Origin of the sequence: Streptomyces platensis (genome assembly GCF_008704855.1) — a bacterium.
Taxonomy (GTDB): domain Bacteria; phylum Actinomycetota; class Actinomycetes; order Streptomycetales; family Streptomycetaceae; genus Streptomyces; species Streptomyces platensis.
This window is the reverse complement of the sequence record NZ_CP023691.1, coordinates 4,244,576-4,271,048: the sequence shown is the minus strand read 5'-3', so window position 1 is coordinate 4,271,048 and position 26,473 is coordinate 4,244,576. Positions and strand designations below refer to the sequence as shown.

The window sequence follows — 26,473 nt, the reverse complement described above, 5'->3', positions numbered from 1 at the left end:
GAACCGAAAGACACCCACCCCATGGAAATCTGGATCAACCCCGCCTGTTCCAAGTGCCGTTCGGCGCTCTCGCTGCTCGACGCCGAAGACGCGCAGTACACGGTGCGGCACTACCTGGAAGAGCCGCCGACGGCGGACGAACTCGACGCGGTCCTGCGGCGCCTGGCCCTGGAGCCGTGGGACATCACCCGCCTCGGCGAACCGATTGCCGCCGAACTGGCCCTGGCGACCTGGCCGCGCGAAGCGGCGGACCGCACCCGGTGGATCGAGACGCTGGCCGCCCACCCCGCGTTGATCCAGCGGCCGATCATCACCGCCGACGACGGGACGACCGTACTGGGCCGGTCCCCGGAGTCGGTGCGGTCCGTTCTGCCCCAGCACCGGGACACCCTCAGCACCGCCGCGGAGCAGTAGCCACGAAGAGGCTTACGGACGGTTACGGGTGGCTACGGGTGGTACTTCTCCTCGACCGTCTCGGCGGCGCCGGACTTGGTGTCCATGGTGACGCGGACGGTCACGCTGCCGGTCTTCGCGGCCTTCTCCAGCTGTTCCACGGTGCACTTCGACGTGCCGTAGCCGTCCCCGCCGATGGACACGCTGCCCGCGTCATCGGAGCAGATCGCGGCCGCGCCGAGGACCGTGGTGGCGTTGGCGACGAAGAATGCCTGGTCCGTGCCGCCGCCCTGGGGCTTGACGATCAGCTTGCCGGGCGCGAGGTACTCCAGCGTGCCGACGATCGTGCGGCGGTTGCCCGCGTGGGCGACGCCGCCCCCGCCGGAGCCGGACCCGCCACCGCTCTTGGCGGACTTGCCGCCGTTCTGACCCTGCGAGCCGTTCTGACCCTGCGAGCCGGACGGGCCCTGCGAGCCCTTCTGACCCTGCGAGCCGGAGTTGTCCGAGGAGGATCCGTTCGTGGGCCGGGCCGAGTCCGGCGCGTGCTGTGCGCCGGACGCGGCCGAAGAGTCCGAGGAACCCCCGGCGCCCGCCGCCCCGGTGTCTTCTCCGCAGGCCGTGGCCCCCAGGCCCAGCGCCGCCGCGGCGACGATGGCGGTGGCGAGGCGGCGGCCGGCGCGGCCGCGGAAGCGCTGGGTGAAGGTGGCGGTGCTCATCGGATCTCCTGTAGCTGTGTTCTCTCGTCCTGCTCCCGGACGATCATCAGCTTCCAAGATCGAATTGGCGTTCCACTAACAGACGGCTAATACGGTCTTGTCGTAGGTGTCGACCACGAAGTCCTTGCCGCCGTCGAGGACGACATTGCTTATCTCGACCTCCCCCTGGCTCTCGCCCGCGTAGGCACCGGGGATGGCGAAGCCGGCCAGCGCGGCGACGGCGGGGAGCAGTTGAAGCGCAAAGCTTAAGGCGGCCCCTTCGCTCTCCGGCGTGGAGGGCATCCGGACCTTTGGCCGGCCCCACTGGACGTTGCACACAGGGCCCCACCTATCGGACGTATCGCTCGGCCGGGTAACGCTACGGCGTCCCGCGACGCAGAACCGCATACGGGCGCGCGATCGCCCTACGACGCGATCACGGCCAGGGTGACTCCTGTGGGGGGTGGCCATCCTGGCCGTGACCGCTGTGGAAGGCGCGGTCAGCTGTGCCGCTGCTCCTTCTTCCCCGTCACGGTGAAGTCGCCCCGGATGCCGTTGCCGACCATGCCGGGCTTGCAGGCCGTGGCGTAGGAGCCCGCCTTGTCGGTCTTCACGGTCATGGTGCGGGACGTGCCGGGGCCGATGCCCTCGACCTCGCCGGCCACCTTGCCGTCCGGGGCGTAGAGGTAGAACTCGGTGATCCTGCTGCCCTCGTTGACGACCTTGAAGGAGACGGGCCCCGCCGGTGCGGATGTACGGGACAGCTTGCAGGTGTCATCCGTGGCCTGGACCCTGATGGCTCCCGACTTCGCGCCGCTGCCGCCGCTGCCGCTCTTCCCCGCGCAGGCGGCCAGCAGGGCGAGCGGGCTCATAGTGAGGAGGGTCATGGTGGCGGTCCGGGTCAGGCGAGAGGGCATGACGGCTCCTGGTGCGAGACGGGGAACGAAGCGGGCGCGGTGCAGTGGGCAGAGCGCCTGCCTGTCCAGATATTGACCATGGCACTGAACCTCAGCGCCCACTGATGGCATTTCAACTACCGCTGGAGCAGGGGCGATGTCCCCACGCTGCCCGTTATGCGATATATATCCGTATCGAGAGACGGCTTGACGGGCACACGGCGGCCACTTAGGTTCGCCTCACCTTACTTCCGATCGAAGGTTTTCGGCCATGCCCGGGTTCCGTACCCCGCTGCGTTCGCTCTCTCGGGCCGTCCCGCTCGCCCTCGCCCTCACTGCCTGCGGTGGCGCCGATTCCGGCCACAGCCCCGCCAAGGGCCAGGCGAAGGAGACCGCACCGGCCGGGGTGGCGCACCAGTACACCGTGCTGAAGGCGGAGATCGCGGCGAACGGCGGTGAGGCCCGCGCCGGCGCGTACCGCATCGGCTACGTCGTCGAGGCGGCCGAGCCCTGGTTCCACTCCGCGCACGGTGGGCACGGGAAGCTGGTCAGCCGTGCCCCGGCCAAGGGCGAGACCCACCACATCGAGATCATCCCGAGGGAGGCGAAGACCGGCCGGATCGTCCCTGACGTGCCGATCCGCCTGGAGGTCGTCGACAGCAAGGGTAAGGCCGTCCAGGCGCAGGACCTGAACTTCTACTACGCCGAGTTCTTCCACTACGCCAACAACTTCTCCATCCCCCAGGCCGGCAAGTACACCCTGCGCGTCACGCTCCAGCCGCCGACCTTCCTGCGGCACGGCGCCAGTGGCGAGCAGCCCGCGCTCAGCGAGAAGACCACCGCCACGTTCCGCAACGTGGAACTCAAGGCGGCGAGCTGACCCATGGCACCGATCTCCGACGGGCCGACGGCTGCCACGGCTCCCCAGCCCGTCGGGGTGCCGCGGTGGGCCGCGCCTGACGACGCCGCGGTCCGCGAGAAGCCGCCGACACCGCTGTGGGCGCTCGCCGCCCTGGCCGTCCTGAGCACCGCCGCCCTGGCGGCCGCCTGCTGGGTGGCCGGTCACCTGCACGCCGACCCGCCGCTCCAGATGGCCGCCCGCTTCCTGCATCTCGTGGCACTCGTCGTCGGGCTGGGCTCCGTACTCGCCGTCGACTGGTTCGCCCTGCTGTGGATGCTCGGCCGGCGCCCCCTGCCCGACGTCCTGCGCACCGCCTGCACACTCCAGGTCCCGATCTGGCTCGGACTGTCCGGCTTGGTGGTCACCGGCCTGTTCCTCCGCCCGGACCTGGCCTCCCCCCTGACCCTGCTCAAACTCGGCCTCGTCCTGACCATCACCCTCAACGGCCTCTACGCCCACCGGCTCGCACAACGCCTCGCCCATTGCGTCACCGCCTCGGTGCCCCGCGCCCTCCGCCTCCAATCAGGCACCGCCGCCACGGTGAGCCAGCTCGGCTGGTGGGGCGCCACCCTGATCGGCTACCTCAACAGCCAGTCCTGAACGGTCGGCCGGGGGTGGGGGGCGTAGTGGGATGCTGCGTGCTGCGAGCCATGGTGCCTGGGGCGTCTGTGGGTGGCAACTGGGCGCGGCCAGGAGGGCACCGAACATCCCCCGGCCTACGCGGAGTTCCTCATCACCTGGCCGCAGTGATCACCACGTGGCGAAGTCTGATCCGTCGAACTCGCCACACCTGCTGCCGGGACACCCGCAGTCGCACCTGATGGCCTACTGGCCAAGTCTCTTGCCGACAAAATCAGCCAATCCCTTCCTTTGGGCGCCTTGTCCGGAGCATGCCTATCTGTCGCCCTAGATCAGTCTTGATAGTCACGTGCCACCCGAAGTGCGACGAAAAGTTCCGGTCGCCCCCCGGTCCGAACGCTTGATCGCTTGCGGGTGAGGTTTGTACGTTCTGGCGCGTGCAAGGGAGCGTTCCGGCGGCAGTGCTGGAACGTTCATCCAGGGAGGGGTTGCACCAGAGCACTGTTTACAGCGGTCACGGGGGCAGGGGCACGTCGCTCCGCACCTGCAACTGGGTGCCGGACAACGACGACGAATGCAGCAAGTTCAACCGCGGCTGACGCAGTATCGGGTGGCTTGAACGCCCAGCCGCCCCGATACAGGAGTTAAGGATCAAAACGCAGGAGGGGCGGCGGATTCCGCCGCCCCTCCTCCTTGTCGTGCCGGGTTATTGCCTGGCGAGGAATTCTCCAGGGGGCAGGCAATGGACGGCACAGCAACGGACGATCCGATGCTGGCAGTAAAAGGTCTTCGGTACGAGATCGCTGACCGCGTGCTGCTCGACGGTGTGGACCTACGGGTGTCCGCAGGGGAGTCGGCCGCGGTGGTGGGGCCAAGCGGGAGTGGCAAGAGCACGCTGCTCGGCTGCGTTCTGGGGCTGATCCGACCGTCGGCGGGATCGGTGCAGGTAGCCGGTTCAGACATCGTCAAGATGCGACAACGGACGTTGGAGCGGCATCGCAGCAGGCACATGGGAGTGGTATTCCAGTTCGGGGAGCTGTTACCTGAACTGACCCCGGTGGAGAACGTCGCGTTGGCGGCTCTACTGGGCGGGACCGGGTCCCATCAGGCGTACCAGCGCGCCGAGGAACTGCTGAACGAACTCGCTGTGCCGTACCAGGGAGTGCCTACCAGCCGGCTCTCCGGCGGAGAGCGGCAGCGCACCGCGGTCGCGCGAGCTCTGATCAATGAACCGGCCGTACTGCTGGCCGACGAGCCGACCGGGGCACTTGATGCCGCCACCCGCGACAGCGTTGCCGACGTGCTGTTCACGGTACCCGAACGCCGTGGCTGTGCCCTGGTCGTGGTCACTCATGATGCCGAGGTGGCCGACCGGGCAGACCATTGCTGGGAACTCAAGGACGCCACGCTCGTGCAGCGTGTTCCGGGAGTTCTGTCATGAGGGAGCCCTCGCTGTCCCGGCAGCTTCTGCGTATGGGGTGGGCCTCGGGACTGCGGGCTGGTGGCGGTCATGTCCGAGCGGTTGCCCTGCTGCTGGCCACCGCAGTACTGGCACTTGGCCTGACGTCGATGATTGCGGTCCACGCCACGTACGAAGGTATCGAGCGCCGCTCGGCGAGCCGGGCCTTGCAGTTCAAGGATGCCTTCCCTGACCGCCACCCAGTGGCGTTGGGCAAGAACGACTTCGACGAGATGCAGGGCCGGCAATTCAGCCTGATCTATCTTCGCCCGCTGACCAAGAACATGCCGCTCCCCCCAGGTGTTGATCGGTGGCCGGCTCCGGGCGAAGCGTTGCTGTCTCCGGGCCTCGTGCGGGCTCTTGGCTCAGAGGGAGCAGTGGACCGGTATGGCAAGTTGGTCGGAACGATTCGTGACGAGGGGCTGGCCAGTCCGGGGGAACGGTATGGCTACGTCAATCCCACCGACCAGCAGTTGGACAAGAAGGCAGCACTTTCCATCGTCGGATTCGGCGCGGAGAAAGGGATGCGGACCGGCGATCCGCTCTTCATCTCCGACGAAGGGAAGTTCCTGACAGCCCTTTACCTGATCCTGCTGCCTGCTGGAGCTCTCGCTGTCATCGCTACACGCATGGGATCGACAGGACGCGACAAACGCACGGCGCTGGTGAGTGCTCTGGGCGGTGGCCGGCGGCATCGGGTATTGCTCAATGTCGGGGAGTCGGCCGCGCCGATTCTCATCGGCGCGGCACTGGGGACGCTCCCGGGCCTGTGCATGACGGCCGCAGGGAACCTCCGGCTTCCCTGGATCAACTACTTTGTTTCGTCAGCTGATCTGCAACGCTGGTGGTGGGCATTCCCCATGGCGGGATGCATCGCTGCCGTTGCCCTGCTCCTGCTTGTGTGCGCATTGCACCGCACGGGACGGCGCCGGAGGGTACGTGCCACGCGGCTTGCCGCCCACACGGGGCAGATGGTGCGTTGGGCTGCTCTTGCCTGCCCACTGCTGGTGATTGCCACCGTCTGGGGGCCGGCTCAGCTGGACCCTGCGCAGTATTCCGATCTCAGAATGAAGCTGTACAACGGCGGTGTGGTGGCTGCTCTGGCGACCTTGCCGTGCGCGGTCGCAGTCGGCGCCGCGGCTCTCGGTGCTCGGCTGGCCCGTTCATCGCGGCGCACCGGAAGTGCGGGCGCTCTTATTGCCGGCCGCCACGCCGCCGCACACCCGGGAGTAGTTGCTCGTCTGGTCGCCGGGGTCGGCATTGTGGTGGTACTGGTGAGTCAAGTGCAGCTGAAAAACTCTCAGTTCGGCGCGAGTGCGAGGGCTGCACAAGACGCTGTGAACCGGGTCGGAAACAGCATGCTGCTCATGCACATTGATTCCGAGAGCTTGGCACGGCAGCAGTTGAATTCTGTTCTCCATCGCCTCCCGCAGGGAACGCAAATGATTGCTCTGTATCCGCCTGCGGGGTCAGCCTCTGGTGCCACCGTTCGGTTTCAGGGGTCTTGTCAGGCCCTGCGGGCTGTGAAACTCAGCTGCTCACGGGAGCCCACTACCGCCGCCGTGAACAGCGCCGACCCACGGATCACCGAAGCCATCCGCTGGACCAGCCCCGACAGCGATCGACTCGCGGTACGGCAGGGGGCTGTGCTGCCGGCCAGGATGGACAGCGCTCCGCGGACCGTCGTGCTGGCCTCTTCTGACGGCAAGAACCTTCCTGAAGCGCAGATCAACCAGCTCTTGAGGGACGCCTTGCCGCTGGCTGCGGTCACCGTCGAATCGCCAGGTGGTTCATGGCTGGTGGGCGCCAATAATTCAGTTGCCCATGGCCGCTGGGTCATCTTCTTCGGGTTGCCCGGCGTACTGATCGTCGCCCTCGCCATCGTCCTCGCCAACCTCGCCGAATTCCTGCGGTTCAGCCGCATGGTCGCGCCCCTGAGCGTGCTCATGGGTGAACGGAGGATCTACTACTCCACGGCCATGTGGGCGTTGCTCGTCCCGCTGCTCGCGACGATCGTCACGAGTGTGATCGTGGCGTCCTGGCTGGCCGTGCCTCAGGTAAGCGCAGCCAACGGTGTGGAGCTTTCCAACGGGATGCTCACGGCGACAGCCGGAGCCCTTGCGGTGCTCGCCGTACTGACGTGGTGGTGGGGTGCCCGTGCAGCGCAGCATCAATCGTCGCTGTGGCGTCCGCATGGCGAGTAACGGGCAGCAGGCGCAAGGGAGGCCGGACAAGCAAAGACAGGCTGTGACCGCGGACAGTCAACTGTCCACGCCCGATCAGCCACGTCCTCAGAGTCGTGCGGTCGATATGCGGCACAGCCGCATATCCATCTTCGCCGTTCCGGCTGTTCTCTCGCTCGCTCTCGGGCTGTGGGGCATCACGCGCGAGCACAGCATGTGGCGGGATGAGGCGGCAACGTGGCCCTGGCTCTCCTGGCGCTTCTCCCGATCGAGCTCCGCCTGCGTACCGAACAGAGCCGCGTCGACGACGTACTCACCGCGGCAGCAACGGTCGGCCACTTCCGCGACGCTGCTGCCGGCGTTCAAGGGATCGTCCTCGGACCGCAGCAGGCTTGAGGAAGCGACCGTGTGCCGACCGGCGGTCCTGTCACTGCCGCTCGACGGTGAATGCGCTCGCCTGCATTTCGGTCAGGCTGCTGCGAAAGGTTGAGGAGCGGGCCTTTCGGCGACCGCGGAGGAGCTGTACCGCAGGCTCCTGCGGCCGCACATCCTGCCCGTCTTCGACATGAACCTGACGAGATCACGCCGCCCGGTGTGCGCACCTGGCGGGCCGAGCGCTGAGCGCGGTCCAGACAACAACCAAGGCCCAGGTCGCTGACCTGGGCCTCAACTTTGGAGCGGGTGACGGGAATCGAACCCGCGCTCTGAGCTTGGGAATCAGGGGGCTTTCGCAGGCTAAGAGGGCCCCTGAAGCGCCCGAGTTTCGGTCGTGCTGGTCCGAGACTGTGAAACCCCGCTTCTGACGGGCGATGACGGAGGGCGGCTCGCGGTCCGGTGTGCGGGGGGAGGGGAAAAACGCGCGGACTGTCTTCGAAGAGTCTCCCGTCGAACGGCGCTGAACCGGAGCCCGAGGATATGGCCGCGCCGTTGCCACGATGATCACGTACCGAAGTGCGCAGTCGCAGGCAAGCTTGCACCACCAGCCAGCCTCGGACCGGAGAGGGTACGTACAACTCAACGTGGGCGAACTCCAGTGCCGGAAGGATGGCCTCGCCCCGGGGTGGGTGACGCCGCAGGCCGGCACCAGGGCGTGGCGGCGGACCGAGCACGGTTCGACACACGCGCACTGCGGACACACGATTCCCGAACACGCTATTCGGCAGTCACATTTCTGGCGACACGGATCGGCAGTCGCATGTTCGGCAATCGCCCTGAAGGCATGCACACTTCGGCCTCGTAGAAGCCTGACAAATGTCATCAGTGTTGATGAGACGGGTCGTTCTGCGGGAGGACGGCGGGGACGGCAGCCGGTCGAGAGAATCAAGGCGACCAAGATCGCTTTATGTGATCGACCGCAGTGCAGGAAGTTGTCACGGGAGACTCCATGCCCTTGCCCCGCCCGGTCCGCCGTCGTACCCGGGTCGCCGCTACCGCCACGGCCGTTCTGCTCTCGCTGACGGCAGCGGCGGTGCCCGCACGGGCCGCAACCGCCCCCGCGCCCGGCGCCCACGCCGCGGGAACGACGGCCCACCCGGGCCATCTCGACCACAAGGCACTGGACAAGAAGCTGGCGGCGCTGCACACAGCAGGTATGTACGGCAGTTACGCGGCCGTCCGGGAGGGCCGGGACGAATGGCGGGGCGCGGCCGGTGTCGCCGACATCGCCACCAACCGTCCGGTCGGGCCCCAGATGCGGCAGCGCGTGGGCAGCATCACCAAGGCGTTCACCTCCGTCGCCGTACTACAGCAGGTCGGCGCGGGCCGGATCGATCTGGACGCCCCCATCGCCCGCTACCTCCCCGACCTCGTCCCCGGTGAACGCGGCCGGCAGATCACCGTCCGCATGCTGCTCAACCACACGAGCGGCATCGCCGATTACATACCTGGCGCCTTTCCCTCCCTCCTCAAAGGGAGCACCGAGAGCATCGACGCCAACCGTTACCGGCACTTCGACCCCGAGGAACTGGTCCGCTTCGGCCTGCAGGCGGCACCCACGGGCAAGCCCGGCGAGAAGTGGTCCTACGCCAACACCAATTACGTCATCGCGGGGATGCTGCTGCAGAAGGTCACCGGCGAGAATCCTCAGGAGTACATCACCCGCAACGTCATCCGTAAGGCCGGGCTGAAGCACACCTACTTCCCGGCCTCCGCACGGATATCCGGGCCGCACTCCAAGATGTACGAATCCTTCTACGGGCTGATCAGCCCGGCCCGCGACTACAGCACGTACGACCTGTCCTGGGCCGGCACCGCCGGGGCGCTGGTCGCGACAATGGAGGACGTGAACGACTTCTACCGGGTGCTGCTGACCGGCAAGCTGCTCGCCCCCGCCGAACTCCGCCAGATGCAGACCACCGTCGAGGCCAAGGACGAAAAGGGCGATGTGCTGATGCACTACGGCCTCGGCATCGGCGCGATCGACACCGTGTGCGGGCGCTTCTGGGGACACACCGGCTCGGTATGGGGCGCCGAGACGGTGACGTACTCGACGCCCGACGGCAAGCGCCAGATGACGATCGGGTTCAACCGCGCCAAGTACCAGCAGGTCGACGCGACGGGGCACGTCAAGCCGGGGCCGATCGACGCCGCGATCGGAGCCTTCCAGGCGAAGGCGATGTGCGACAACGATGCGCCCGCCCGGCCGGGCACCAAACCGGGACCGTCCGCGCCCCCGGCTGCACCCGCACCGAAGACTCTCGCGGAGCAGCCCGTCCCGCTCACCCAGCCGCGGGCTCTGGTGTTGCCGGGCCGCTGACCCCGGCGACATCCCGCTGACTGCCGTACCTCATACGGGGGTTGGGGTACGGCAGGCGGCAGCCCGGGCGGGCGCCGCGGGGCGCGGTCAAACGTGCTCCGGAGACATCGGCTGCTCCTGAGCGGCTTCGTGCTGCCCGCGGCCGAGGCGCGCCTAACGCGGGACGACAAGAGGCCCGGGTCTCCGACCCGGGCCTTCGTCTTTGGAGCGGGTGACGGGAATCGAACCCGCGCTCTGAGCTTGGGAATCAACGGGGGCTGGGCGGACGATGTGCTCCTGACCTGCGGGAAGTCGATTTCCTGGGGCTTTGGATGGCTTCCTGTTGCACCCTGGGAGACCGTTGTTGTCCGGTCGGGAGGGCACGAGTGGGGCACGGCTGTCGTAGGTGCCCCACCCGCATCTGATGCCGCCGCCACGCGAGAGGTGCGCCGTGATCTTTGGTCAGGGGCTCCCGGCGTCGGCTTGCGGGTGCATGCATCCCTTCATTTCGCGGCCGACGGGAGCCCGTGCGGCGATGCCTGGGCTACTTCCGGGGGGAGCAGGGGTCGCAGCAGGACGGTGCCGGTTCGACGCATACGGCAACGGTGTCGGTGTTGTTGGTGGGGTCGGGGTCCTTTTCGTTGCTGGTGGCTGTGGCGGTGTTGCTGATCAGGCCGGCCGTGGTGGCCTTGGCCCGGAGCACGAGGGTGGCCGTGGCGCCCGCAGCCAAGTCACCCACGGCCCACTGGCCGGTAGCCGGGTCGTAGCTTCCGGACGTGGCGTCGGCGGACAGGAAGGTGAGGCCGTCCGGGAGCTGGTCGGTGACGGTGACGCCGGTGGCCTGATTCGGACCGGCGTTGTGCACGGTGACCCGGTAGGTCACGGTCTGTCCGACGGTGACGGTGGTCTCGTCGGCCGACTTCGTCACGGTCAGGTCGGCGGCCGGCTTGACCTGCGTGATCTGCTCGTTGGACGTGGACGTCAATGGCTCCGGTGTATCGCCGAGCTGGTTCTCGTAGGAGGCGGCCGCGGTGTTGCTGATCTGCTTGCCGCCGCTGGCCCGGTCGATGGTGACCCGGTATTCCACCGTGGTTCCTGTCGGCAGGGTCTCGGTGTTCGGCAGGCTGCCGCCTGCCGAGCCGGTGGCGCCGTTGCCGAGTTGGAAGGTGACTGTATTGGCTTGGGCGTCGTAGGACGCCTGGTCGTCGCCTTGCGCATCGGTTTTCGCGCCGGTATTCGGACCGTCGACGATGCGCAGGGAACCGGGCAGGTACGTGGTGCCTGCCGGGATGGCGTCGGACAGGACGAGCTTCTCGGCAGCGCCGCCGCCCTCGTTCTTGGCGGTGATGCGGTAGGTGACGACGTCGCCCACGTCCAGCGGCCCCGCAGGAATCGCGGTCTTGTCGAGCACTACATAAGGGGCGGTGCCGAAGAAGATGCCGTCGAGGAAGTTGCCGATGCCGCGGTTGCCGCCGGCGGCGGAGATGGACCGGAAGGCGAAGCGAGTCAGTGTCTGGCCCGCCGGGACGGTATAGGTTCCTGTGTAGTAGCCCCAGGCGGTGGTGCCGTCGGTGAAGCGCTTCTGCTCCATCGTGGTGCCCGGCGCGCCGATGTCCAGCGCCATGGTGTCGTCCCCCAGGCGGCCACGGTGGTACAGCCGCCAGTACAGCTTCGTGCCGGGCGTGGTCGGCAGGTCCTGATAGAGCGTGGAGACCTCATTCGCGTTGAGCTCCGCGAACTGGGCGCCGTCGGCTGACGGCACACCGTTGAAGCCCGACTGCCACAGCTCGATCTTGTGGTCGGAGGCGGTGGTGAGCCAGCCCGGGACCCACTTGGACGTCTGCGTCTGTGAGGCGTCCGGCAGGATCTCCACGCCTGTCACGGTGGGCTGTTCGAAGCTGCCGTTGACCAGGGCGACCCGGAGCGGAGCAGGAGGTGTGGCCATGTTTCCCCTCGAAGTTGACGCTGTGGGAGTGCACCGCCGACCGGGCAGGTAGGCGGAGACCGCGAGCAGCACAACGTATGCACATGAACACGTAAAGCGACGGGTGGTGAGGATCGGTCAACCCGGCGCGACAGGATTGCCGGGCCCGGCACCGGAGAACGCTCGCCACGCGGTCACCCGTACCGATCTCGGCGCAGTGCTCTCGCCACACCCGCCTCCCGGCTCCCTCCCACCCGCGCCTGTCGTGACCGAAAGCCCCCACTGACCCCTCTCCTTTGCCGCCGACAAGGGTGAAACGCTTACCAGTGAAGTTGACGCTCATGGCACAGCGTCGGAAGCCACGGAGGAACTGACGTCGCGATGCAGCGAAAGGTGAGGCATCCAAGAGTTGGCCTGCTCTCGCTGCCCTGTCCTCTACAGCTGGTCCCCTTGCGCCAGTAACGTTGTGTGCTCACTCGATGCGGATACGGGACTTCGGGGGCGTGCCCAGTGGCGGGAAGTGAACTCGCACTCGGTAAGACGATCGCCAAGGCGCGCAGGCGCAAGGGATGGCCGCAGCGGGACCTGGCCGCGCTGATCGACCGGTCGGAGAGCTGGGTGTCTCAGGTCGAGCGGGACGTCATCCCGGTCAACAGCCTGGATGTACTCCGTCAGATCTCTGATGCCTTGGATATCTCCCTGTCCGACCTTCTCGCTGCTGCGCCGCCCGGGCCGGCGCCGGTTCTTGAAAGGCAGTGGGAGGTTGCCGGAGGGCTCGATCAGATGGTGCGGGCCGCTCGGGTGAAGGGCGCTGAGCAGCCCAACGGGGGGTCAGGTGGGGCGGAGGTGGTGCGCGGCGCCTGAATCGGTCTGGACAACACGAAGGCCCAGCTTGGGGGTTGCACCCCTGAGCTGGGCCTGAGTTTTTGGAGCGGGTGACGGGAATCGAACCCGCGCTCTGAGCTTGGGAAGCTCATGTTCTACCATTAAACTACACCCGCGTAATCCCGCCTCGGATCGAGAGCGGAACATCGTCGCACACTCTACCCCATCGCCGCCCCGCGGTGCATTTGGCGTGCCCGGATGCCGTGCGGCGGGTGTTCGGTGGGGGTGCCGGGCGGGGTGTGAGCCCGTGGTGTCGGGGGTGGGATGCGGGTGCGGGGTGCGGGAGTTGGGGCGTACGGTTGGGCGTCGGAGTGCCGCGTGTGAGAGCGCCCAGTTCATCCCCTAATGTGGCTTTTGTTGTCCACGCAGTTGGGAGAGGGACTTGATGGAGCGCACCGTCGTACGTTGTGCCGAGGGCCACGTGTTCAGCACCGCTTCGTTCCCGATGCAGACCACCGACCGGCTCGGTCCCGGACGGCTGTTGCGCTGCCCGCGCTGTGCTCGGCTGAGGCACTCGGTGCCCGTCGAGCACGCGAAGCGGTAGTGAGTAGCGAGCAAGGAAGAGCGATAGCGATCAAGGGGAGTGCCGTAGTGGTCAAGAAGGCCGCGGTGCTTCGCTGAGAGCGGCGGTCCGCCTCGGGTGAGAGGCAGTGGCCGGCAGCAGACGAGAAGTGGGCGAGGCCCGGCTTCCCTGGTGGGGGGCCGGGCCCTCGTCGTGCGGGCGCGTATCCTCGTCTGCGTGCTTCTCTCAGACAAGGACATCCGGGCCGAGATCGATGCCGGCCGGGTGCGCATCGACCCCTACGAAGAGTCGATGGTGCAGCCGTCCAGCATCGACGTACGCCTCGACCGCTACTTCCGGGTGTTCGAGAACCACCGCTACCCGCACATCGACCCCGCCGTCGAGCAGCAGGACCTGACCCGTGAGGTCGTGCCCGAGGGCGAAGAGGCGTTCATCCTGCACCCGGGTGAGTTCGTGCTCGCCTCGACGTACGAGGTCATCACGCTGCCCGATGATCTCGCGTCCCGGCTCGAGGGGAAGAGCTCGCTGGGGCGGCTGGGGCTGCTGACGCATTCGACCGCCGGTTTCATCGACCCGGGGTTCAGCGGCCATGTGACGCTGGAGCTGAGCAATGTCGCCACGCTGCCGATCAAGCTGTGGCCGGGCATGAAGATCGGGCAGCTGTGCATGTTCCGGCTGACCTCGCCGACCGAGCACCCGTACGGCAGTGAGAAGTACGGCTCCCGCTACCAGGGGCAGCGCGGTCCGACGCCGTCCCGGTCGTTCAAGAACTTCCACCGCACGCAGGTATGACACAGCCGCGGCGGTGTGGGCGGCGCGCTCCACAGGGCGGGCGCGCGGCAGAGGGTGTGGACACAGAAGGTCTGAGAGAGATACGTGAGTGACGTGCGGGAGAACCTGACGTACGAGCGGTTCGGCGGGGCGATCCGTGAGCTGGCGCAGACGATCGCGGATGACGGGTACGAGCCCGATGTCGTGCTGTCGATCGCCCGTGGCGGGGTGTTCGTCGCCGGGGGGCTGGCGTACGCGCTGGACTGCAAGAACATCCACCTGGTGAATGTGGAGTTCTACACCGGGGTGGGCACCACCCTGGAGATGCCGGTCATGCTGGCGCCGGTGCCGAACGCGATCGACTTCTCCGAGAAGAAGGTCCTGATCGCGGACGATGTCGCGGACACCGGCAAGACGCTGAAGCTGGTGCACGACTTCTGCCAGGGGACGGTGGCGGAGGTCCGCAGCGCGGTGATCTATGAGAAGCCGCACTCGCTGGTGAAGTGCGAGTACGTGTGGAAGCGCACGGACGAGTGGATCAACTTCCCGTGGAGCGTCGAGCCCCCGGTGGTGCGGCGCGCGGGGCAGGTGCTCGACGCCTGAGGTGGCCCCGGCCGGCCGATCGCCTTTCCCCGTAAGGGAGTTGGCGGTCGGCCGGCTTTTTGTTGTGTCGCTTTCGGCCAATCGCGTTCCGGGTGTTCCGCCGTTGCCTACCTCCGAGTAGAACCCGCGGTAACTGGAGACCGGAGGGGAGGCCTCATGGTGCGTGTGAGACGTGGGCGAGGGGCGTTAGGCGGGCGGAGTGCGGGTTACGGGGCGCGTGCGGGGGGTGGGCGGCGGCTGAGGGCTGTCGTGGTGACCTCGGCGGCGGCCTTGAGCATGGTGTGCACCGTGGCGGTGGGTGGGGCGAGCGCTGCGCCCGGGGCCGCGGGTGCCGACGGTGCCACGGCCGCCAAGCCGCTGTCGGACGGGCTGGAGAAGATCCGGGCGCGGGAGGCGGACCGGCTCTACGGGGATCCGGGCATGCGGCCCCTCGGGGAGCGCAAGACCTCGTTGATCTCACTGGGGGACAGCGAGATCTCGGGCGAGGGCGTCGGGACGTACGAGCCGGGGACGGACGGGCCGGACAACTGGTGCCACCGGTCGCCGGACGCGGCGATCCACCGGACCGGGATCGGCGCGGAGGTCACGTACAACGCCGCCTGCTCGGGTGCGGGCAGCGGCAACATCGTGCTCGGCGGCAGCAAGCAGTACGCCGATGAGCTGGTGCAGAGCGACAGTCTCGCCATCGCGGCCCGTAACACCCGGCTGAAGATGGTGCTCCTGGTGGCCGGCGCCAATGACGATCTCCAATTCGGGCCGGTGATGACGGACTGCGTCACCCGGTGGTTCCTGTTCCAGGGGACCTGCGAGCCGAAGTACCAGCCGGGCTGGCAGGCGCGGGTCGACGGGCTTGTGCCGAAGGTCGAGCGGACGGTCGGTGATCTGCGGACCGTGATGCGGGACGCGGGGTACGCCGACGGCGACTACCGGCTCGTGGTGATGTCGTATCCGAGCCCGATCGGGCCGGATGTGGAGGACAACCCGCGGTATCCGGGGAAGCTGCCGGGCGGCTGCACGGGCTACACCTCCGATGCGGGCTGGGGGCGCAATGCCGCCGTGCCGGCGTTCGAGAAGGGGGTGCGGAAGGCCGCGCGGGACAGCGGCGCGACCTATCTGGACGCCTCGCGGCTGTTCCACGGGCACGAGGTCTGCATGGAGGACACCTGGGCCCGCGGGCTGTATGTGAACCTCACCAATCCCTTCCCGCCGAACTCGAATTCGGTGCGGCAGTCCTTCCACCCGAACGCCCGCGGGCACGGCGCGTTCGCGTCCTGTCTGACCCAGCTGTACGCGGCCGGGCTGCGCGAGGCGGCCTGTGCCGACCCGGCGAGCACCGGGCAGCCGAAGCTGTACCCGGAAGCCTGGGACGACGCGTACCGGCCGCTGAAGAACGCCGGGACGGGGAGCTGTGTGGATGCGACCGGGGGCGCCAGCCGTAATGGCACGGTGGTCGGCGGCTGGGACTGTCATGGTCAGCGCAACCAGGGCTGGTGGTACGACCCGGAGCAGCGGTCGCTGCATGTGGAGCTGACCCAGGACCGGTGTCTGGACGTGCCGGGCGGGCGGTATGCGGCCGGGGCCGGGCTGGTGCTGTGGAACTGCTCCGGCGCCGGTAACCAGCGGTTCGTACGGGCCGACGGCGGCACCCTCCGGCCGGCCGCCGTGCCGTCGCTGTGCCTGACCCTGGCCGGGGCCAAGGAGCCGCTGCGGTTGCAGAGCTGCGACGGGTCGGCCGGGCAGCGGTTCGCCTGAGGGGTGAGCCGTGCGGCTGAGGCCCGGGCGGTTCGCCTGCGGGCTCGGGCGGTGCGGCTGAGCGGGCGGTGCGACGGAAGCCCGAGGGGTGCGCCGGACGGCCGGGGGAGAACCCTCCGTACGGCAAGGGGCCCGCTCCGGAGCCGAGTGCTCCGGGGCGGGCCCCTTGCTGTGGCCGGTGTGGTCCTACAGCGTGCCGAGCTTCACCAGGGCGAGCAGCGCGACCAGCTGGATCGCGGCGGAGCCGAGCGCCTTGGGCCACGGAAGATCGTGCGACTTGCTGACCATGGAGGTGAGCAGATAGCCGGTGGCGAGCCAGGTCAGCCAGCCCAGGACCTGGACCAGGGTGCTGTCGCCGCCGAGGAACATCGCGAACAGCAGCCGCGGCGCATCCGAGATCGTCATGATCAGCATGGCCAGGCCGATGGTCGGCTGCCAGGCGCCGTCACCGCCCAGCTGGCGGGCCATGGTGTGGGTGACCGCGCCCAGGATCAGGCTGCCGATGATGAACATCACAGCGGTGATCAGCAGCCAGATGATGCTGTTGGAGAGCGTGGAGTTGAGCACGTCCTCGCGGGCCTTGTCGAAGCCGAAGACCGCGAGCAGGCCGTAGATGAAGGTGACGATCAGCGCCGGGCCCCAGACCTGGTGGTCCCGCATCTGCCAGAACGTGGCGTCGGGGCGCAGCACGATGCCGGGCAGCAGCTGCTTCCAGTGCAGCCGGGGGCCGGCCGGGGGCGCGCTGGTCTGGCCGGCGCGGTAGGTGTCGCCCGCCCCGTACTCGTCGGAGCCGCCGTCGTACCGGCCGGCGGGCGCACCGTAGGCGTCCGGGGCGTCACCGACGCTGAACTGCTGGGTGTGACCAGGGTTGTTGTCGTTCGAATACGGTGCGTAGGACTGCTGGGGTTGGTAGCCGCCGTCGCCGAAGTACTCGGGCTCGCCGTGCTGCCCGTGCGGCTGCGGCTGCCCCTGCGGCCCGCCGCCGAACTGCTGCGGTGCCTGCTGCCATTGCCCAGGGGGCGAGGGGGGCTGCTGCCCGTACGGCCCTTGCTGCCCGTACGGAGCCTGCTGCCCCTGCTGTCCCTGCTGTCCGTTCTGCGCGGGGCGGGCATCCCGTCCGCGACCCATCCTGAATCCAGCCACGTACTCGAAAGTACCTGGTCCGCGTGGATCGGGTGGCGGAGCCGGGGGATCGGGCCCCGCTTTGCTGCCGACCTGTGACATCCCCTAGGGGGTGCCCCGAGGGGGTACGGGGCCGGGAGCCGGGGTCCAGCGGAGGGTGAGGTCCGGCAGGTTCTCCATGTTGGCGCTGCCGTCGTTGACGGCCACGACCCGGAAACCGTGGTGGGCGTAGAACGCCCTTGCACCGGTGTTGAGTTGAAAGACATGCAGGTACAGGCCGTCGGGGCGGTGCCGTCGCACCTCGGCGAGGAGAAGGGAGCCGATGCCCGCGCGCCGGACATCGGGACGGAGATAGAGCTGTTCGAGCAGTTCCCCCTGGAGGGACGCATAGCCGAGGAGCTCCGTGCCACGGACGGCGACGAGGGTGTGACTCTGCGGCAGCACGATCTCCCGTATCCAGCGGGTGACCTCCTCGTGGGTACGGCGCTGGGGCGGCAGGTAGGGCATGGTGGCCTGCCGTGATGCCTGGTGGACGGCGGCGATCGCGGGGGCATCGGTGGGGAGGGCGAGCCGGACCCTGACGGGCGGGGCGGGCGGCGTCTCGCGTGCGGCGGGGCGTGCGAACGCGCTCGGATCGTCGGCCGTGGCCCTGCCCGTGTCTGTGTTCATGGCGTCATGCTCGGATGCGGTCCGCGCCGGGACAAGTGTATTAGCCACCGGCCACAAACAACTGGCGGGCCGTCAGGGAGCCCTGAAATCCGCCGTGGTGAAGGAGGAGGCGGGCCGCGCGGCGAGTCCTGACGGACCGCCGGGCAGGACCGTCACCTTGTCGTGGGTGCCGTCGCGCCGGGTGAGCAGGACGAGGTCGGCGCGGTGATCGCCGTCGAAGTCGGTGAGGGCGAGGACCGTGGAGTGCGGGCGTCCCGAACCGGGCAGGCGGGGCACGGGCAGGCGGCGGGCGGTCGTGGACAGTCCGTTCGCGGTGCCGCTCAGCAGGGCGGGGCGGCTGCCGGCCACGACGAGATCCAGATTTCCGTCGTGGTCCACATCACCGGCGGCGAGGGTGGGTATTCCGCCCGTGCCGGTACGGATGCTGCCGGGGCGGCCGCCGACGGAGAGCAGACCATCGGTGTCGGCGGTGACGGAGGTCACCGCACGGGCGCCCCTGGTGAAGCGGCCGAAGACCGTGGCGTAGCCGGGCGGGTAGGCGCCCCGGCCCGCGCGGACCGGGCCCCGGGGGCCGCCGAGGGCGAGCCGGCCGCGGGCCCGGCGGCCGGGGTCGGCGGCCCGTACGAGGAGGTCGTCGGCGCCGTTGCCGTCGAGGTCGGACGACGACAGGGGTGCGGTCGGCGCGAGGGCGGTCCCGGGGATGTCGACGGGTGCGCCGGCCGCCTTGGGGGCACCGCTGCGGGTGAACGGGCCGCGCAGATAGCTGATCCGGGGGCCGGAGGCGGTGACGGCCAGGTCGGGTGCGCCGTCGCCGTCGAAATCGCCGCAGACCGGCTGGTCGGGCCATTCGTTGCCGAATCTCGCCCGGTCCGGGATACGGAGCTTCACGGCGCGGGCGGCGCCGAGGCCGTGCGGTGAGCCGAAGAGGAGCTGGACGGGGACGGGCGGGCGGCCGACGCCGTCGTACGGCGGGTCGGTGGTGACGACCAGATCGCTGAAGCCGTCCCGGTCGAGGTCACAAGCCGTCTCGGCGTCGAAGGACGCGGGGACGGTGCCCGCTGTGGGGGCGGCATGGCGGGCCGGGGTGAGCAACTCCCGTGTGGCCGGGGCGAGTCCGCGCGCGGAGCCGTAGACGATGCCGATTCCCGGGTCGTCGTCATGGCCGCCGGCCCGCGCGAGCAGGCTGTCGAGGACGAGATCGGGGTGGCCGTCGCCGTTGAAGTCCTGGGCGGTCCGGCTGCCGTGGCCGGCCGGCACGGGGCGCGCCCGCGGCAGCGTGGAGGCGCGGTGCGGCGCGGCGGGACGCGCGTCGCCCGAAGGGGAGAGCAGCCCGCAGGAGCTGAGCAGGAGGGCCAGCCCCAGCCCCGCCGTCGCGGCGATCCGTCGTCCCATGCCGTCCCCCACCCCACCCGTAACCCTGTTGTCGTCGTCCATCGCAGCTTCCGATGCTTCCCGGTCGCCCGCCGCCCCGCAACGTCCACGCACAGCCTGTGGACAACGCCGGCGGCCGGCCCCTGCGAGGGGACCGGCCGCCGGTCAACGCTGCTTCCCGGGCCGCTACTTCACCGGCTCGGGCTCCGGGGTGTCTTCCTGCTCCGTCTCGCCCGCCGGGTCGACGGGGGTCTTGACGGAGTCCAGCAGCAGCTGGGCCACGTCGACGACCTGGATGGACTCCTTCGCCTTGCCGTCGTTCTTCTTGCCGTTGACCGAGTCGGTCAGCATCACGAGGCAGAAGGGGCAGGCCGTCGAGACGATGTCGGGGTTGAGCGACAGGGCCTCGTCGACGCGCTCGTTGTTGATGCGCTTGCCGATGCGCTCTTCCATCCACATCCGGGCACCGCCGGCGCCACAGCAGAAGCCGCGCTCCTTGTGGCGGTGCATCTCCTCGTTCCGCAGGCCCGGCACCTTGGCGATGATCTCGCGCGGGGGCGTGTAGACCTTGTTGTGGCGGCCCAGGTAGCAGGGGTCGTGGTAGGTGATCAGACCCTCGACCGGGGTGACGGGGGTGAGCTTGCCCTCGTCCACCAGGTGCTGGAGCAGCTGGGTGTGGTGGATGACCTCGTACTCGCCGCCCAGCTGGGGGTACTCGTTCGCGATGGTGTTGAAGCAGTGCGGGCAGGTCGCGACGATCTTCTTCGACGCCTTCGGCTTCTTGGTCGACTCGTCCTCGTCGTCCTCACCGAAGGCCGCGTTCAGCGTCGCGACGTTCTCCGCGCCGAGCTGCTGGAAGAGGAACTCGTTGCCCAGACGGCGCGGCGAGTCACCGGTGCACTTCTCGTCGCCGCCCATGATCGCGAACTTCACGCCCGCGATGTGCAGCAGCTCCGCGAAGGCCTTGGTGGTCTTCTTGGCGCGGTCCTCCAGGGCACCGGCGCAGCCGACCCAGTAGAGGTACTCGACCTCGGTGAGGTCCTCGATGTCCTGGCCGACGACCGGAACCTCGAAGCCGACCTCCTTGGTCCAGGCCAGACGCTGCTTCTTGGCCAGGCCCCAGGGGTTGCCCTTCTTCTCCAGGTTCTTGAGCATCGTGCCCGCCTCGGACGGGAACGAGGACTCGATCATGACCTGGTAGCGGCGCATGTCGACGATGTGGTCGATGTGCTCGATGTCGACCGGGCACTGCTCGACACAGGCGCCGCAGGTGGTGCAGGACCACAGGACGTCGGGGTCGATGACGCCGTTCTCTTCGAGGGTGCCGATCAGCGGGCGCTCGGCCTCGGCCAGCGCGGACGCCGGGACGTCGGCGAGCTGCTCGGCGGTCGCCTGCTCGTTGCCCTCCATGTCCTTGCCGCCGCCGGCCAGCAGATACGGCGCCTTGGCGTGCGCGTGGTCGCGCAGCGACATGATCAGGAGCTTCGGGGAGAGCGGCTTGCCGGTGTTCCACGCGGGGCACTGCGACTGGCAGCGGCCGCACTCGGTGCAGGTGGAGAAGTCGAGCAGGCCCTTCCAGGAGAAGTGCTCGACCTGGGAGACGCCGAACTGGTCCTCCTCGCCCGGGTCCTCGAAGTCGATCGGCTTGCCCTCGCTGGTCATCGGCTGCAGCGCGCCGAGCGCCACGCCGCCGTCCGCCTCGCGCTTGAACCAGATGTTGGGGAAGGCGAGGAAGCGGTGCCAGGCCACACCCATGTCGGTCTTGAGGGAGACCGTGATCATCCAGATGAAGGACGTCGCGATCTTGAGGGCGGCGAAGAAGTAGGTGAGGTTCTGGACGGTGCCCAGGCTCATCCCCTTGAAGGCCACGACCAGCGGATACGAGACGAAGTACGCCGGCTCGTAGTGGTCGACGCCGTGCTGGGCGCCCTCCAGGGCGTGCAGCGTGACGATGCAGAAGCCGACGATGAGGATGACGGTCTCGACGAAGTACGCCTGGCCGGTGTTCGAGCCCGCGAAGCGGGACTTGCGGCCCGCCTTGCCGGGCCGGCTCAGCTGGCGGATGACGATCAGGACGATGATGCCGACGGTCGTCAGCGTGCCCATCGCCTCGACGTACATCTCCCACGGCAGCCAGTCGCCGATGAACGGGATCAGCCAGTCGGCCTGGAAGAGCTGGCCGATGGCGTTGACGATCGTCAGCAGCAGGGTGAGGAAGCCCACCGCCACGAACCAGTGCGCCACGCCGACGACGCCCCAGCGGTTCATGCGGGTGTGGCCGACGAACTCCTTGGCCAGCGTGACGGTCCGCTGGGCGGGCGCGTCGGTCCGGGTGCCCGCAGGCACCGGCCGGCCCAGTCGCATGTGCCGGTAGATCTGGAGGAGGGCGCGGCCGAACAGCGCCGCGGCGACCGCGATGAGCACCAGCGACACGATGATCGCGGCGAGTTGCATGGGAGGCTCCTCGTACCTGCGAGAGCGGAAAACAGTGGGGGACTACTAAGCAGTAACTTTTTTGGTCTGCCGCTGAGGTTACCCATTCTCCTCCGCCCCATGAAGCCGCCCGGCCGGTGATCTGCGTCGCGAAGGCAACCCTGTGCGGGGCCCCGGCGTCCTGTGGTGCAGCCGTGGTGACGATAAGAGCCGTATAAAACTTGAGCGTGTCCGACTCAGGTCTGTTGACAGGTTTTCTTTGGTACTGCACTCTTGAGCCTGTTCCACTCAAGTCAGCTGGAGGAATTGAAATGGCACGTGCGGTCGGCATCGACCTGGGCACGACGAACTCCGTCGTCAGTGTTCTCGAAGGCGGTGAGCCCACCGTCATCACCAACGCCGAGGGCGCCAGGACCACGCCGTCCGTTGTCGCCTTCGCCAAGAACGGCGAGGTGCTGGTCGGCGAGGTCGCCAAGCGTCAGGCGGTCACCAACGTCGACAGGACCATCCGGTCGGTCAAGCGCCACATGGGCACCGACTGGAAGATCGACATCGACGGCAAGGGCTTCAACCCGCAGCAGATGAGCGCCTTCATCCTGCAGAAGCTCAAGCGCGACGCCGAGGCGTACCTCGGTGAGAAGGTCGTCGACGCGGTCATCACCGTTCCGGCCTACTTCAACGACTCCGAGCGCCAGGCCACCAAGGAGGCCGGTGAGATCGCGGGCCTCAACGTCCTGCGTATCGTCAACGAGCCCACCGCGGCCGCCCTGGCCTACGGCCTGGAGAAGGACGACCAGACCATTCTGGTCTTCGACCTCGGTGGCGGCACCTTCGACGTCTCGCTGCTGGAGATCGGCGACGGCGTCGTCGAGGTGAAGGCCACCAACGGTGACAACCACCTCGGTGGTGACGACTGGGACCAGCGCGTCGTCGACTACCTGGTCAAGCAGTTCCAGAACGGCCACGGCGTCGACCTGGCCAAGGACAAGATGGCGCTCCAGCGCCTGCGCGAGGCCGCTGAGAAGGCGAAGATCGAGCTGTCGTCCTCCACCGAGACGACGATCAACCTTCCCTACATCACCGCCTCCGCCGAGGGCCCGCTGCACCTGGACGAGAAGCTCACGCGCTCGCAGTTCCAGCAGCTCACCTCGGACCTCCTGGACCGCTGCAAGACGCCGTTCCACAACGTGATCAAGGACGCGGGTATCAACCTGTCCGAGATCGACCACGTGGTCCTGGTCGGCGGCTCCACCCGTATGCCCGCCGTCGCCGAGCTCGTCAAGGAGCTGACCGGCGGCAAGGACGCCAACAAGGGCGTCAACCCGGACGAGGTCGTCGCCATCGGCGCCACCCTCCAGGCCGGTGTGCTCAAGGGTGAGGTCAAGGACGTCCTCCTGCTGGACGTCACCCCGCTGTCCCTCGGTATCGAGACCAAGGGCGGCATCATGACCAAGCTCATCGAGCGCAACACCACGATCCCGACCAAGCGCTCCGAGATCTTCACGACGGCCGAGGACAACCAGCCGTCCGTGCAGATCCAGGTCTACCAGGGCGAGCGCGAGATCGCGGCGTACAACAAGAAGCTCGGGATGTTCGAGCTGACCGGTCTGCCGCCGGCCCCGCGCGGGGTCCCGCAGATCGAGGTGTCCTTCGACATCGACGCCAACGGCATCATGCACGTGACCGCGAAGGACCTGGGCACGGGCAAGGAGCAGAAGATGACCGTCACCGGCGGCTCCTCGCTGCCGAAGGACGAGGTCGACCGGATGCGCCAGGAGGCCGAGCAGTACGCGGACGAGGACACCAAGCGCCGCGAGGCCGCCGAGGCCCGCAACCAGGCCGAGCAGCTCGTCTACCAGACCGAGAAGTTCCTCAAGGACAACGAGGAGAAGGTCCCGGGCGAGGTCAAGACCGAGGTCGAGGAAGCCCTCACCGAGCTGAAGGAAAAGCTCAAGGGCGAGGACACCGCCGAGATCCGCACCGCCACCGAGAAGGTCGCGGCCGTCTCGCAGAAGCTGGGTCAGGCGATGTACGCCGACGCCCAGGGTGCGGCCGGTGCCGAGGGCGCTGCCGGTGCCGAGGGTGCCGAGCAGGCCAAGGCCGATGACGATGTCGTCGACGCCGAGATCGTCGACGACGAGAAGCCGAAGAAGGATGGTGCCGCGTGACGGAGGAGACCCCGGGCTTCGATGAGAAGCCCGACGTCCCTTCCGACGCCGCTCCCGAAGACGCGGCGCAGGCCGAGTCCGCCGACAAGGCGGGCTCGGCCCCGGCCGGGGACGTACCGGACGTAGCGCTCCAGGCGCAGCTGGACCAGGTGCGTACGGCGCTCAACGAGCGCACGGCGGACCTCCAGCGGCTCCAGGCGGAGTACCAGAACTACCGCCGTCGGGTGGAGCGGGACCGGATCACGGTCAAGGAGATCGCCGCGGCGAACCTCCTGTCCGAGCTCCTTCCCACCCTCGACGACGTCGGCCGGGCCCGCGAGCACGGCGAACTGGTCGGCGGCTTCAAGTCGGTGGCCGAATCGCTGGAGACCGTGGTCGCCAAGCTCGGTCTGCAGCAGTTCGGCAAGGAGGGCGAGCCCTTCGACCCGACGATCCACGAGGCGCTGATGCACTCGTACGCACCGGATGTCACCGAGACGACGTGCGTGGCGATTCTTCAGCCCGGGTATCGCATCGGTGAACGAACGATCCGCCCCGCGCGGGTCGCCGTCGCCGAGCCGCAGCCGGGTGCGCAGGGCACCAAGTCCGGATCCGATGACGACGCCAAGGGTGCCAAGGCTTCGGACGAGGAGAGCGGTGGCCCGGAAGAGGGCTGACGTGAGGACAGAAACGAAAACCGCGCGGAAGGAGGGACGTCGGGGATGAGCACCAAGGACTTCGTCGAGAAGGACTACTACAAGGTCCTCGGCGTCCCGAAGGACGCCACCGAAGCGGAGATCAAGAAGGCGTACCGGAAGCTCGCCCGCGAGTTCCACCCGGACGCCAACAAGGGCGACGCCAAGGCCGAGGAGCGCTTCAAGGAGATCTCCGAGGCGAACGACGTCCTGGGTGACGCCAAGCGCCGCAAGGAGTACGACGAGGCGCGCACGCTGTTCGGCAACGGCGGCTACCGGCCGGGACCGGGCGGCGGCGGCAACTTCAACTTCGACCTGGGCGACCTCTTCGGGGGCTCGCAGGGCCAGGGCGGCGGCGGAGGCTTCGGCGGCGGGCTCGGGGACGTCTTCGGAGGTCTGTTCAACCGCGGCGGCGCCGGTACCCGTACCCATGCGCGCCGGGGCCAGGACATCGAGTCCGAGGTGACGCTCAGCTTCACCGAGGCGGTCGACGGGGCCACGGTCCCGCTGCGGATGTCCAGCCAGGCGCCGTGCAAGGCGTGTTCCGGCACCGGCGACAAGAACGGTACGCCGCGGGTCTGCCCGACCTGTGTCGGCACCGGTCAGGTCAGCCGGGGCGCGGGCGGCGGCTTCTCGCTCACCGACCCGTGCGCCGACTGCAAGGGCCGGGGCCTGATCGCCCAGGACGCCTGCGAGGTCTGCAAGGGCAGCGGGCGGGCGACCAGTGCGCGCACGATGCAGGTCCGTATCCCCGCGGGTGTCTCGGACGGGCAGCGCATCCGGCTGCGCGGCAAGGGCGCCCCGGGCGAGCAGGGCGGCCCGGCGGGCGATCTGTATGTGGTCGTGCATGTCGACGCCCACCCGGTCTTCGGCCGGAAGGGCGACAACCTCACCGTCACGGTGCCGGTCACCTTCCCGGAAGCCGCCCTGGGCGGTGAGATCAAGGTGCCGACGCTGGGCGGTCCGCCGGTCACGCTGAAGCTGCCGGCCGGCACCCCCAACGGGCGCACCATGCGCGCCCGGGGCAAGGGTGCGACCCGTAAGGACGGCACCCGGGGGGATCTGCTGGTCACCATAGAGGTGCTGGTCCCCGGTGACCTCAGCGACAAGGCGAAGGAGTCGCTGGAGTCCTATCGCGAGGCGACCGCGGGCCCGGACCCGCGGGCAGAGCTGTTCCAGGCCGCGAAGGGAGCTTGAGATGGACAGCCGGGGCGGGCAGCGTCGTAACCCCTATGAACTGACCGATGAGTCGCCGGTGTATGTCATCTCCGTCGCGGCTCAGCTCTCCGGCCTGCATCCGCAGACCCTTCGACAGTACGACCGGCTGGGGCTGGTCTCGCCCGACCGCACGGCCGGGCGGGGCCGCCGCTATTCGGCCCGGGACATCGAACTGCTCCGTACGGTGCAGCAGTTGTCCCAGGACGAGGGCATCAACCTCGCCGGCATCAAGCGCATCATCGAGCTGGAAAACCAGGTCGCGGCCCTCCAGCAGCGGGTCGTCGAGCTCCAGGGCGCCCTGGAGGGCGCGGCCAGCGCGATGCAGCAGCGGGAGGCGGCGGTGCACGCCTCCTATCGGCGCGATCTGGTGCCGTATCAGGATGTGCAGCAGACCAGCGCGCTGGTGGTCTGGCGCCCCAAGCGGCCGGAGTGACGGCCGCGGCCGGGGCGCGGACGCCCGGCGTATGACGTGCGGAAGGGCCGGGGAGACCCGGCCCTTCTCGCGTTTCCGTATCCGCCC

General features: G+C 68.6%; 23 protein-coding genes, 1 tRNA gene and 1 pseudogene. 15 read left to right on the top strand and 10 right to left on the bottom strand.

Annotation, left to right across the window (positions count from 1 at the left end):
• The first annotated feature begins 21 nt into the window (after nucleotides 1-21).
• The gene (locus CP981_RS18820; RefSeq protein ID WP_085925530.1) at nucleotides 22-414 is read left to right on the top strand and encodes an ArsC/Spx/MgsR family protein; all 393 of its coding nucleotides are present in this window, start codon (nucleotides 22-24) and stop codon (nucleotides 412-414) included.
• A gap of 32 nt (nucleotides 415-446) precedes the next feature.
• Here the strand turns inward: CP981_RS18820 and CP981_RS18815 are convergent, their stop codons facing one another.
• The 3 genes from CP981_RS18815 to CP981_RS18805 form a co-directional block, all read right to left on the bottom strand.
• Nucleotides 447-1,109 (bottom strand): hypothetical protein, encoded by a 663-nt coding sequence (locus CP981_RS18815; protein ID WP_085925531.1) that lies wholly within the window; start codon nucleotides 1,107-1,109, stop codon nucleotides 447-449.
• 75 nt (nucleotides 1,110-1,184) lie between these two features.
• Nucleotides 1,185-1,391, bottom strand: a complete 207-nt coding sequence (locus CP981_RS18810) for a hypothetical protein (protein WP_085925532.1) — start codon at nucleotides 1,389-1,391, stop codon at nucleotides 1,185-1,187.
• A gap of 197 nt (nucleotides 1,392-1,588) precedes the next feature.
• Entirely contained in the window at nucleotides 1,589-2,005 is a 417-nt protein-coding gene (locus tag CP981_RS18805) for a cupredoxin domain-containing protein (protein ID WP_244329696.1), read from the bottom strand.
• A gap of 250 nt (nucleotides 2,006-2,255) precedes the next feature.
• Here CP981_RS18805 and CP981_RS18800 point away from each other — a divergent pair, with 250 nt between their 5' ends.
• The 4 genes from CP981_RS18800 (at nucleotide 2,256) to CP981_RS18785 (ending at nucleotide 7,127) form a co-directional block, all read left to right on the top strand.
• Nucleotides 2,256-2,864, top strand: a complete 609-nt coding sequence (locus CP981_RS18800) for an iron transporter (RefSeq protein ID WP_085925533.1) — start codon at nucleotides 2,256-2,258, stop codon at nucleotides 2,862-2,864.
• A 3-nt stretch (nucleotides 2,865-2,867) separates the two neighbouring features.
• The gene (locus CP981_RS18795) at nucleotides 2,868-3,485 is read left to right on the top strand and encodes a hypothetical protein (RefSeq protein ID WP_085925534.1); all 618 of its coding nucleotides are present in this window, start codon (nucleotides 2,868-2,870) and stop codon (nucleotides 3,483-3,485) included.
• A gap of 721 nt (nucleotides 3,486-4,206) precedes the next feature.
• Nucleotides 4,207-4,905, top strand: a complete 699-nt coding sequence (locus CP981_RS18790; protein ID WP_085925535.1) for an ABC transporter ATP-binding protein — start codon at nucleotides 4,207-4,209, stop codon at nucleotides 4,903-4,905.
• Nucleotides 4,902-7,127 (top strand): hypothetical protein, encoded by a 2,226-nt coding sequence (locus CP981_RS18785; protein WP_085925536.1) that lies wholly within the window; start codon nucleotides 4,902-4,904, stop codon nucleotides 7,125-7,127. Before CP981_RS18790 ends, CP981_RS18785 begins: the two co-directional genes overlap by 4 nt.
• 87 nt (nucleotides 7,128-7,214) lie before the next feature.
• Here CP981_RS18785 and CP981_RS37765 read toward each other — a convergent pair whose 3' ends face one another.
• Nucleotides 7,215-7,472: a hypothetical protein gene (locus CP981_RS37765; RefSeq protein ID WP_158092657.1), complete on the bottom strand. Its 258-nt coding sequence runs from the start codon at nucleotides 7,470-7,472 to the stop codon at nucleotides 7,215-7,217.
• Between the two features lie 130 nt (nucleotides 7,473-7,602).
• Between CP981_RS37765 and CP981_RS38665 the strand changes: the two are divergent.
• Together CP981_RS38665 and CP981_RS18770 are read left to right on the top strand one after the other, a co-directional pair.
• Nucleotides 7,603-7,724, top strand: a pseudogene (locus CP981_RS38665) (tyrosine-type recombinase/integrase); the annotation flags it as partial.
• Between the two features lie 766 nt (nucleotides 7,725-8,490).
• Nucleotides 8,491-9,861 carry a serine hydrolase domain-containing protein gene (locus CP981_RS18770; RefSeq protein ID WP_244329695.1) on the top strand — a complete coding sequence of 457 codons (1,371 nt, stop codon included), beginning with the start codon at nucleotides 8,491-8,493 and terminating at the stop codon, nucleotides 9,859-9,861.
• Between the two features lie 523 nt (nucleotides 9,862-10,384).
• On the opposite strand, the gene CP981_RS18765 is transcribed toward CP981_RS18770, so the two are convergent.
• A complete protein-coding gene (locus tag CP981_RS18765; RefSeq protein ID WP_208852950.1) occupies nucleotides 10,385-11,785 on the bottom strand; it encodes an isopeptide-forming domain-containing fimbrial protein in 1,401 nt (466 codons plus the stop codon).
• Nucleotides 11,786-12,274: 489 nt separating this feature from the next.
• On the opposite strand from CP981_RS18765, the gene CP981_RS37760 reads away from it, so the two are divergent.
• On the top strand, nucleotides 12,275-12,628 hold the full coding sequence (locus CP981_RS37760; RefSeq protein WP_158092658.1) for a helix-turn-helix domain-containing protein: 354 nt from the start codon (nucleotides 12,275-12,277) through the stop codon (nucleotides 12,626-12,628).
• A 63-nt stretch (nucleotides 12,629-12,691) separates the two neighbouring features.
• On the opposite strand, the gene CP981_RS18755 is transcribed toward CP981_RS37760, so the two are convergent.
• Nucleotides 12,692-12,765 (bottom strand) — tRNA-Gly (locus CP981_RS18755).
• Between the two features lie 623 nt (nucleotides 12,766-13,388).
• Here CP981_RS18755 and dcd point away from each other — a divergent pair.
• The 3 genes from dcd to CP981_RS18740 all read left to right on the top strand — a co-directional run bounded on the left by dcd (nucleotide 13,389) and on the right by CP981_RS18740 (nucleotide 16,298).
• Nucleotides 13,389-13,964 carry a dCTP deaminase gene (gene dcd, locus CP981_RS18750; RefSeq protein WP_085925586.1) on the top strand — a complete coding sequence of 192 codons (576 nt, stop codon included), beginning with the start codon at nucleotides 13,389-13,391 and terminating at the stop codon, nucleotides 13,962-13,964.
• An 84-nt stretch (nucleotides 13,965-14,048) separates the two neighbouring features.
• The gene (locus CP981_RS18745; RefSeq protein ID WP_085925539.1) at nucleotides 14,049-14,546 is read left to right on the top strand and encodes a phosphoribosyltransferase; all 498 of its coding nucleotides are present in this window, start codon (nucleotides 14,049-14,051) and stop codon (nucleotides 14,544-14,546) included.
• Between the two features lie 276 nt (nucleotides 14,547-14,822).
• On the top strand, nucleotides 14,823-16,298 hold the full coding sequence (locus CP981_RS18740) for a ricin-type beta-trefoil lectin domain protein (protein WP_085925587.1): 1,476 nt from the start codon (nucleotides 14,823-14,825) through the stop codon (nucleotides 16,296-16,298).
• 186 nt (nucleotides 16,299-16,484) lie between these two features.
• Here the strand turns inward: CP981_RS18740 and CP981_RS18735 are convergent, their stop codons facing one another.
• The 4 genes from CP981_RS18735 to CP981_RS18720 form a co-directional block, all read right to left on the bottom strand.
• On the bottom strand, nucleotides 16,485-17,426 hold the full coding sequence (locus CP981_RS18735) for a Yip1 family protein (protein ID WP_085925540.1): 942 nt from the start codon (nucleotides 17,424-17,426) through the stop codon (nucleotides 16,485-16,487).
• 99 nt (nucleotides 17,427-17,525) lie between these two features.
• Nucleotides 17,526-18,089 carry a GNAT family N-acetyltransferase gene (locus CP981_RS18730; protein WP_085925541.1) on the bottom strand — a complete coding sequence of 188 codons (564 nt, stop codon included), beginning with the start codon at nucleotides 18,087-18,089 and terminating at the stop codon, nucleotides 17,526-17,528.
• A gap of 72 nt (nucleotides 18,090-18,161) precedes the next feature.
• Complete coding sequence (locus tag CP981_RS18725; protein ID WP_085925542.1) at nucleotides 18,162-19,481, bottom strand: FG-GAP repeat domain-containing protein; 1,320 nt, start codon at nucleotides 19,479-19,481, stop codon at nucleotides 18,162-18,164.
• 165 nt (nucleotides 19,482-19,646) lie between these two features.
• Entirely contained in the window at nucleotides 19,647-21,914 is a 2,268-nt protein-coding gene (locus tag CP981_RS18720; RefSeq protein ID WP_085925543.1) for a (Fe-S)-binding protein, read from the bottom strand.
• Nucleotides 21,915-22,204: 290 nt separating this feature from the next.
• Here CP981_RS18720 and dnaK point away from each other — a divergent pair, with 290 nt between their 5' ends.
• The 4 genes from dnaK to CP981_RS18700 are packed head-to-tail and all read left to right on the top strand — an operon-like array spanning nucleotide 22,205 to nucleotide 26,386.
• Nucleotides 22,205-24,061, top strand: a complete 1,857-nt coding sequence (dnaK, locus tag CP981_RS18715; RefSeq protein WP_085925544.1) for a molecular chaperone DnaK — start codon at nucleotides 22,205-22,207, stop codon at nucleotides 24,059-24,061.
• On the top strand, nucleotides 24,058-24,717 hold the full coding sequence (gene grpE, locus CP981_RS18710; RefSeq protein WP_085925545.1) for a nucleotide exchange factor GrpE: 660 nt from the start codon (nucleotides 24,058-24,060) through the stop codon (nucleotides 24,715-24,717). Before dnaK ends, grpE begins: the two co-directional genes overlap by 4 nt.
• Before the next feature lie 45 nt (nucleotides 24,718-24,762).
• Nucleotides 24,763-25,932 (top strand): molecular chaperone DnaJ, encoded by a 1,170-nt coding sequence (gene dnaJ / locus CP981_RS18705; RefSeq protein ID WP_085925546.1) that lies wholly within the window; start codon nucleotides 24,763-24,765, stop codon nucleotides 25,930-25,932.
• Nucleotide 25,933: 1 nt separating this feature from the next.
• Nucleotides 25,934-26,386, top strand: coding sequence for a heat shock protein transcriptional repressor HspR (locus CP981_RS18700; protein WP_085925547.1), 453 nt, complete (start codon nucleotides 25,934-25,936; stop codon nucleotides 26,384-26,386).
• The last annotated feature ends 87 nt before the right edge of the window (nucleotides 26,387-26,473 follow it).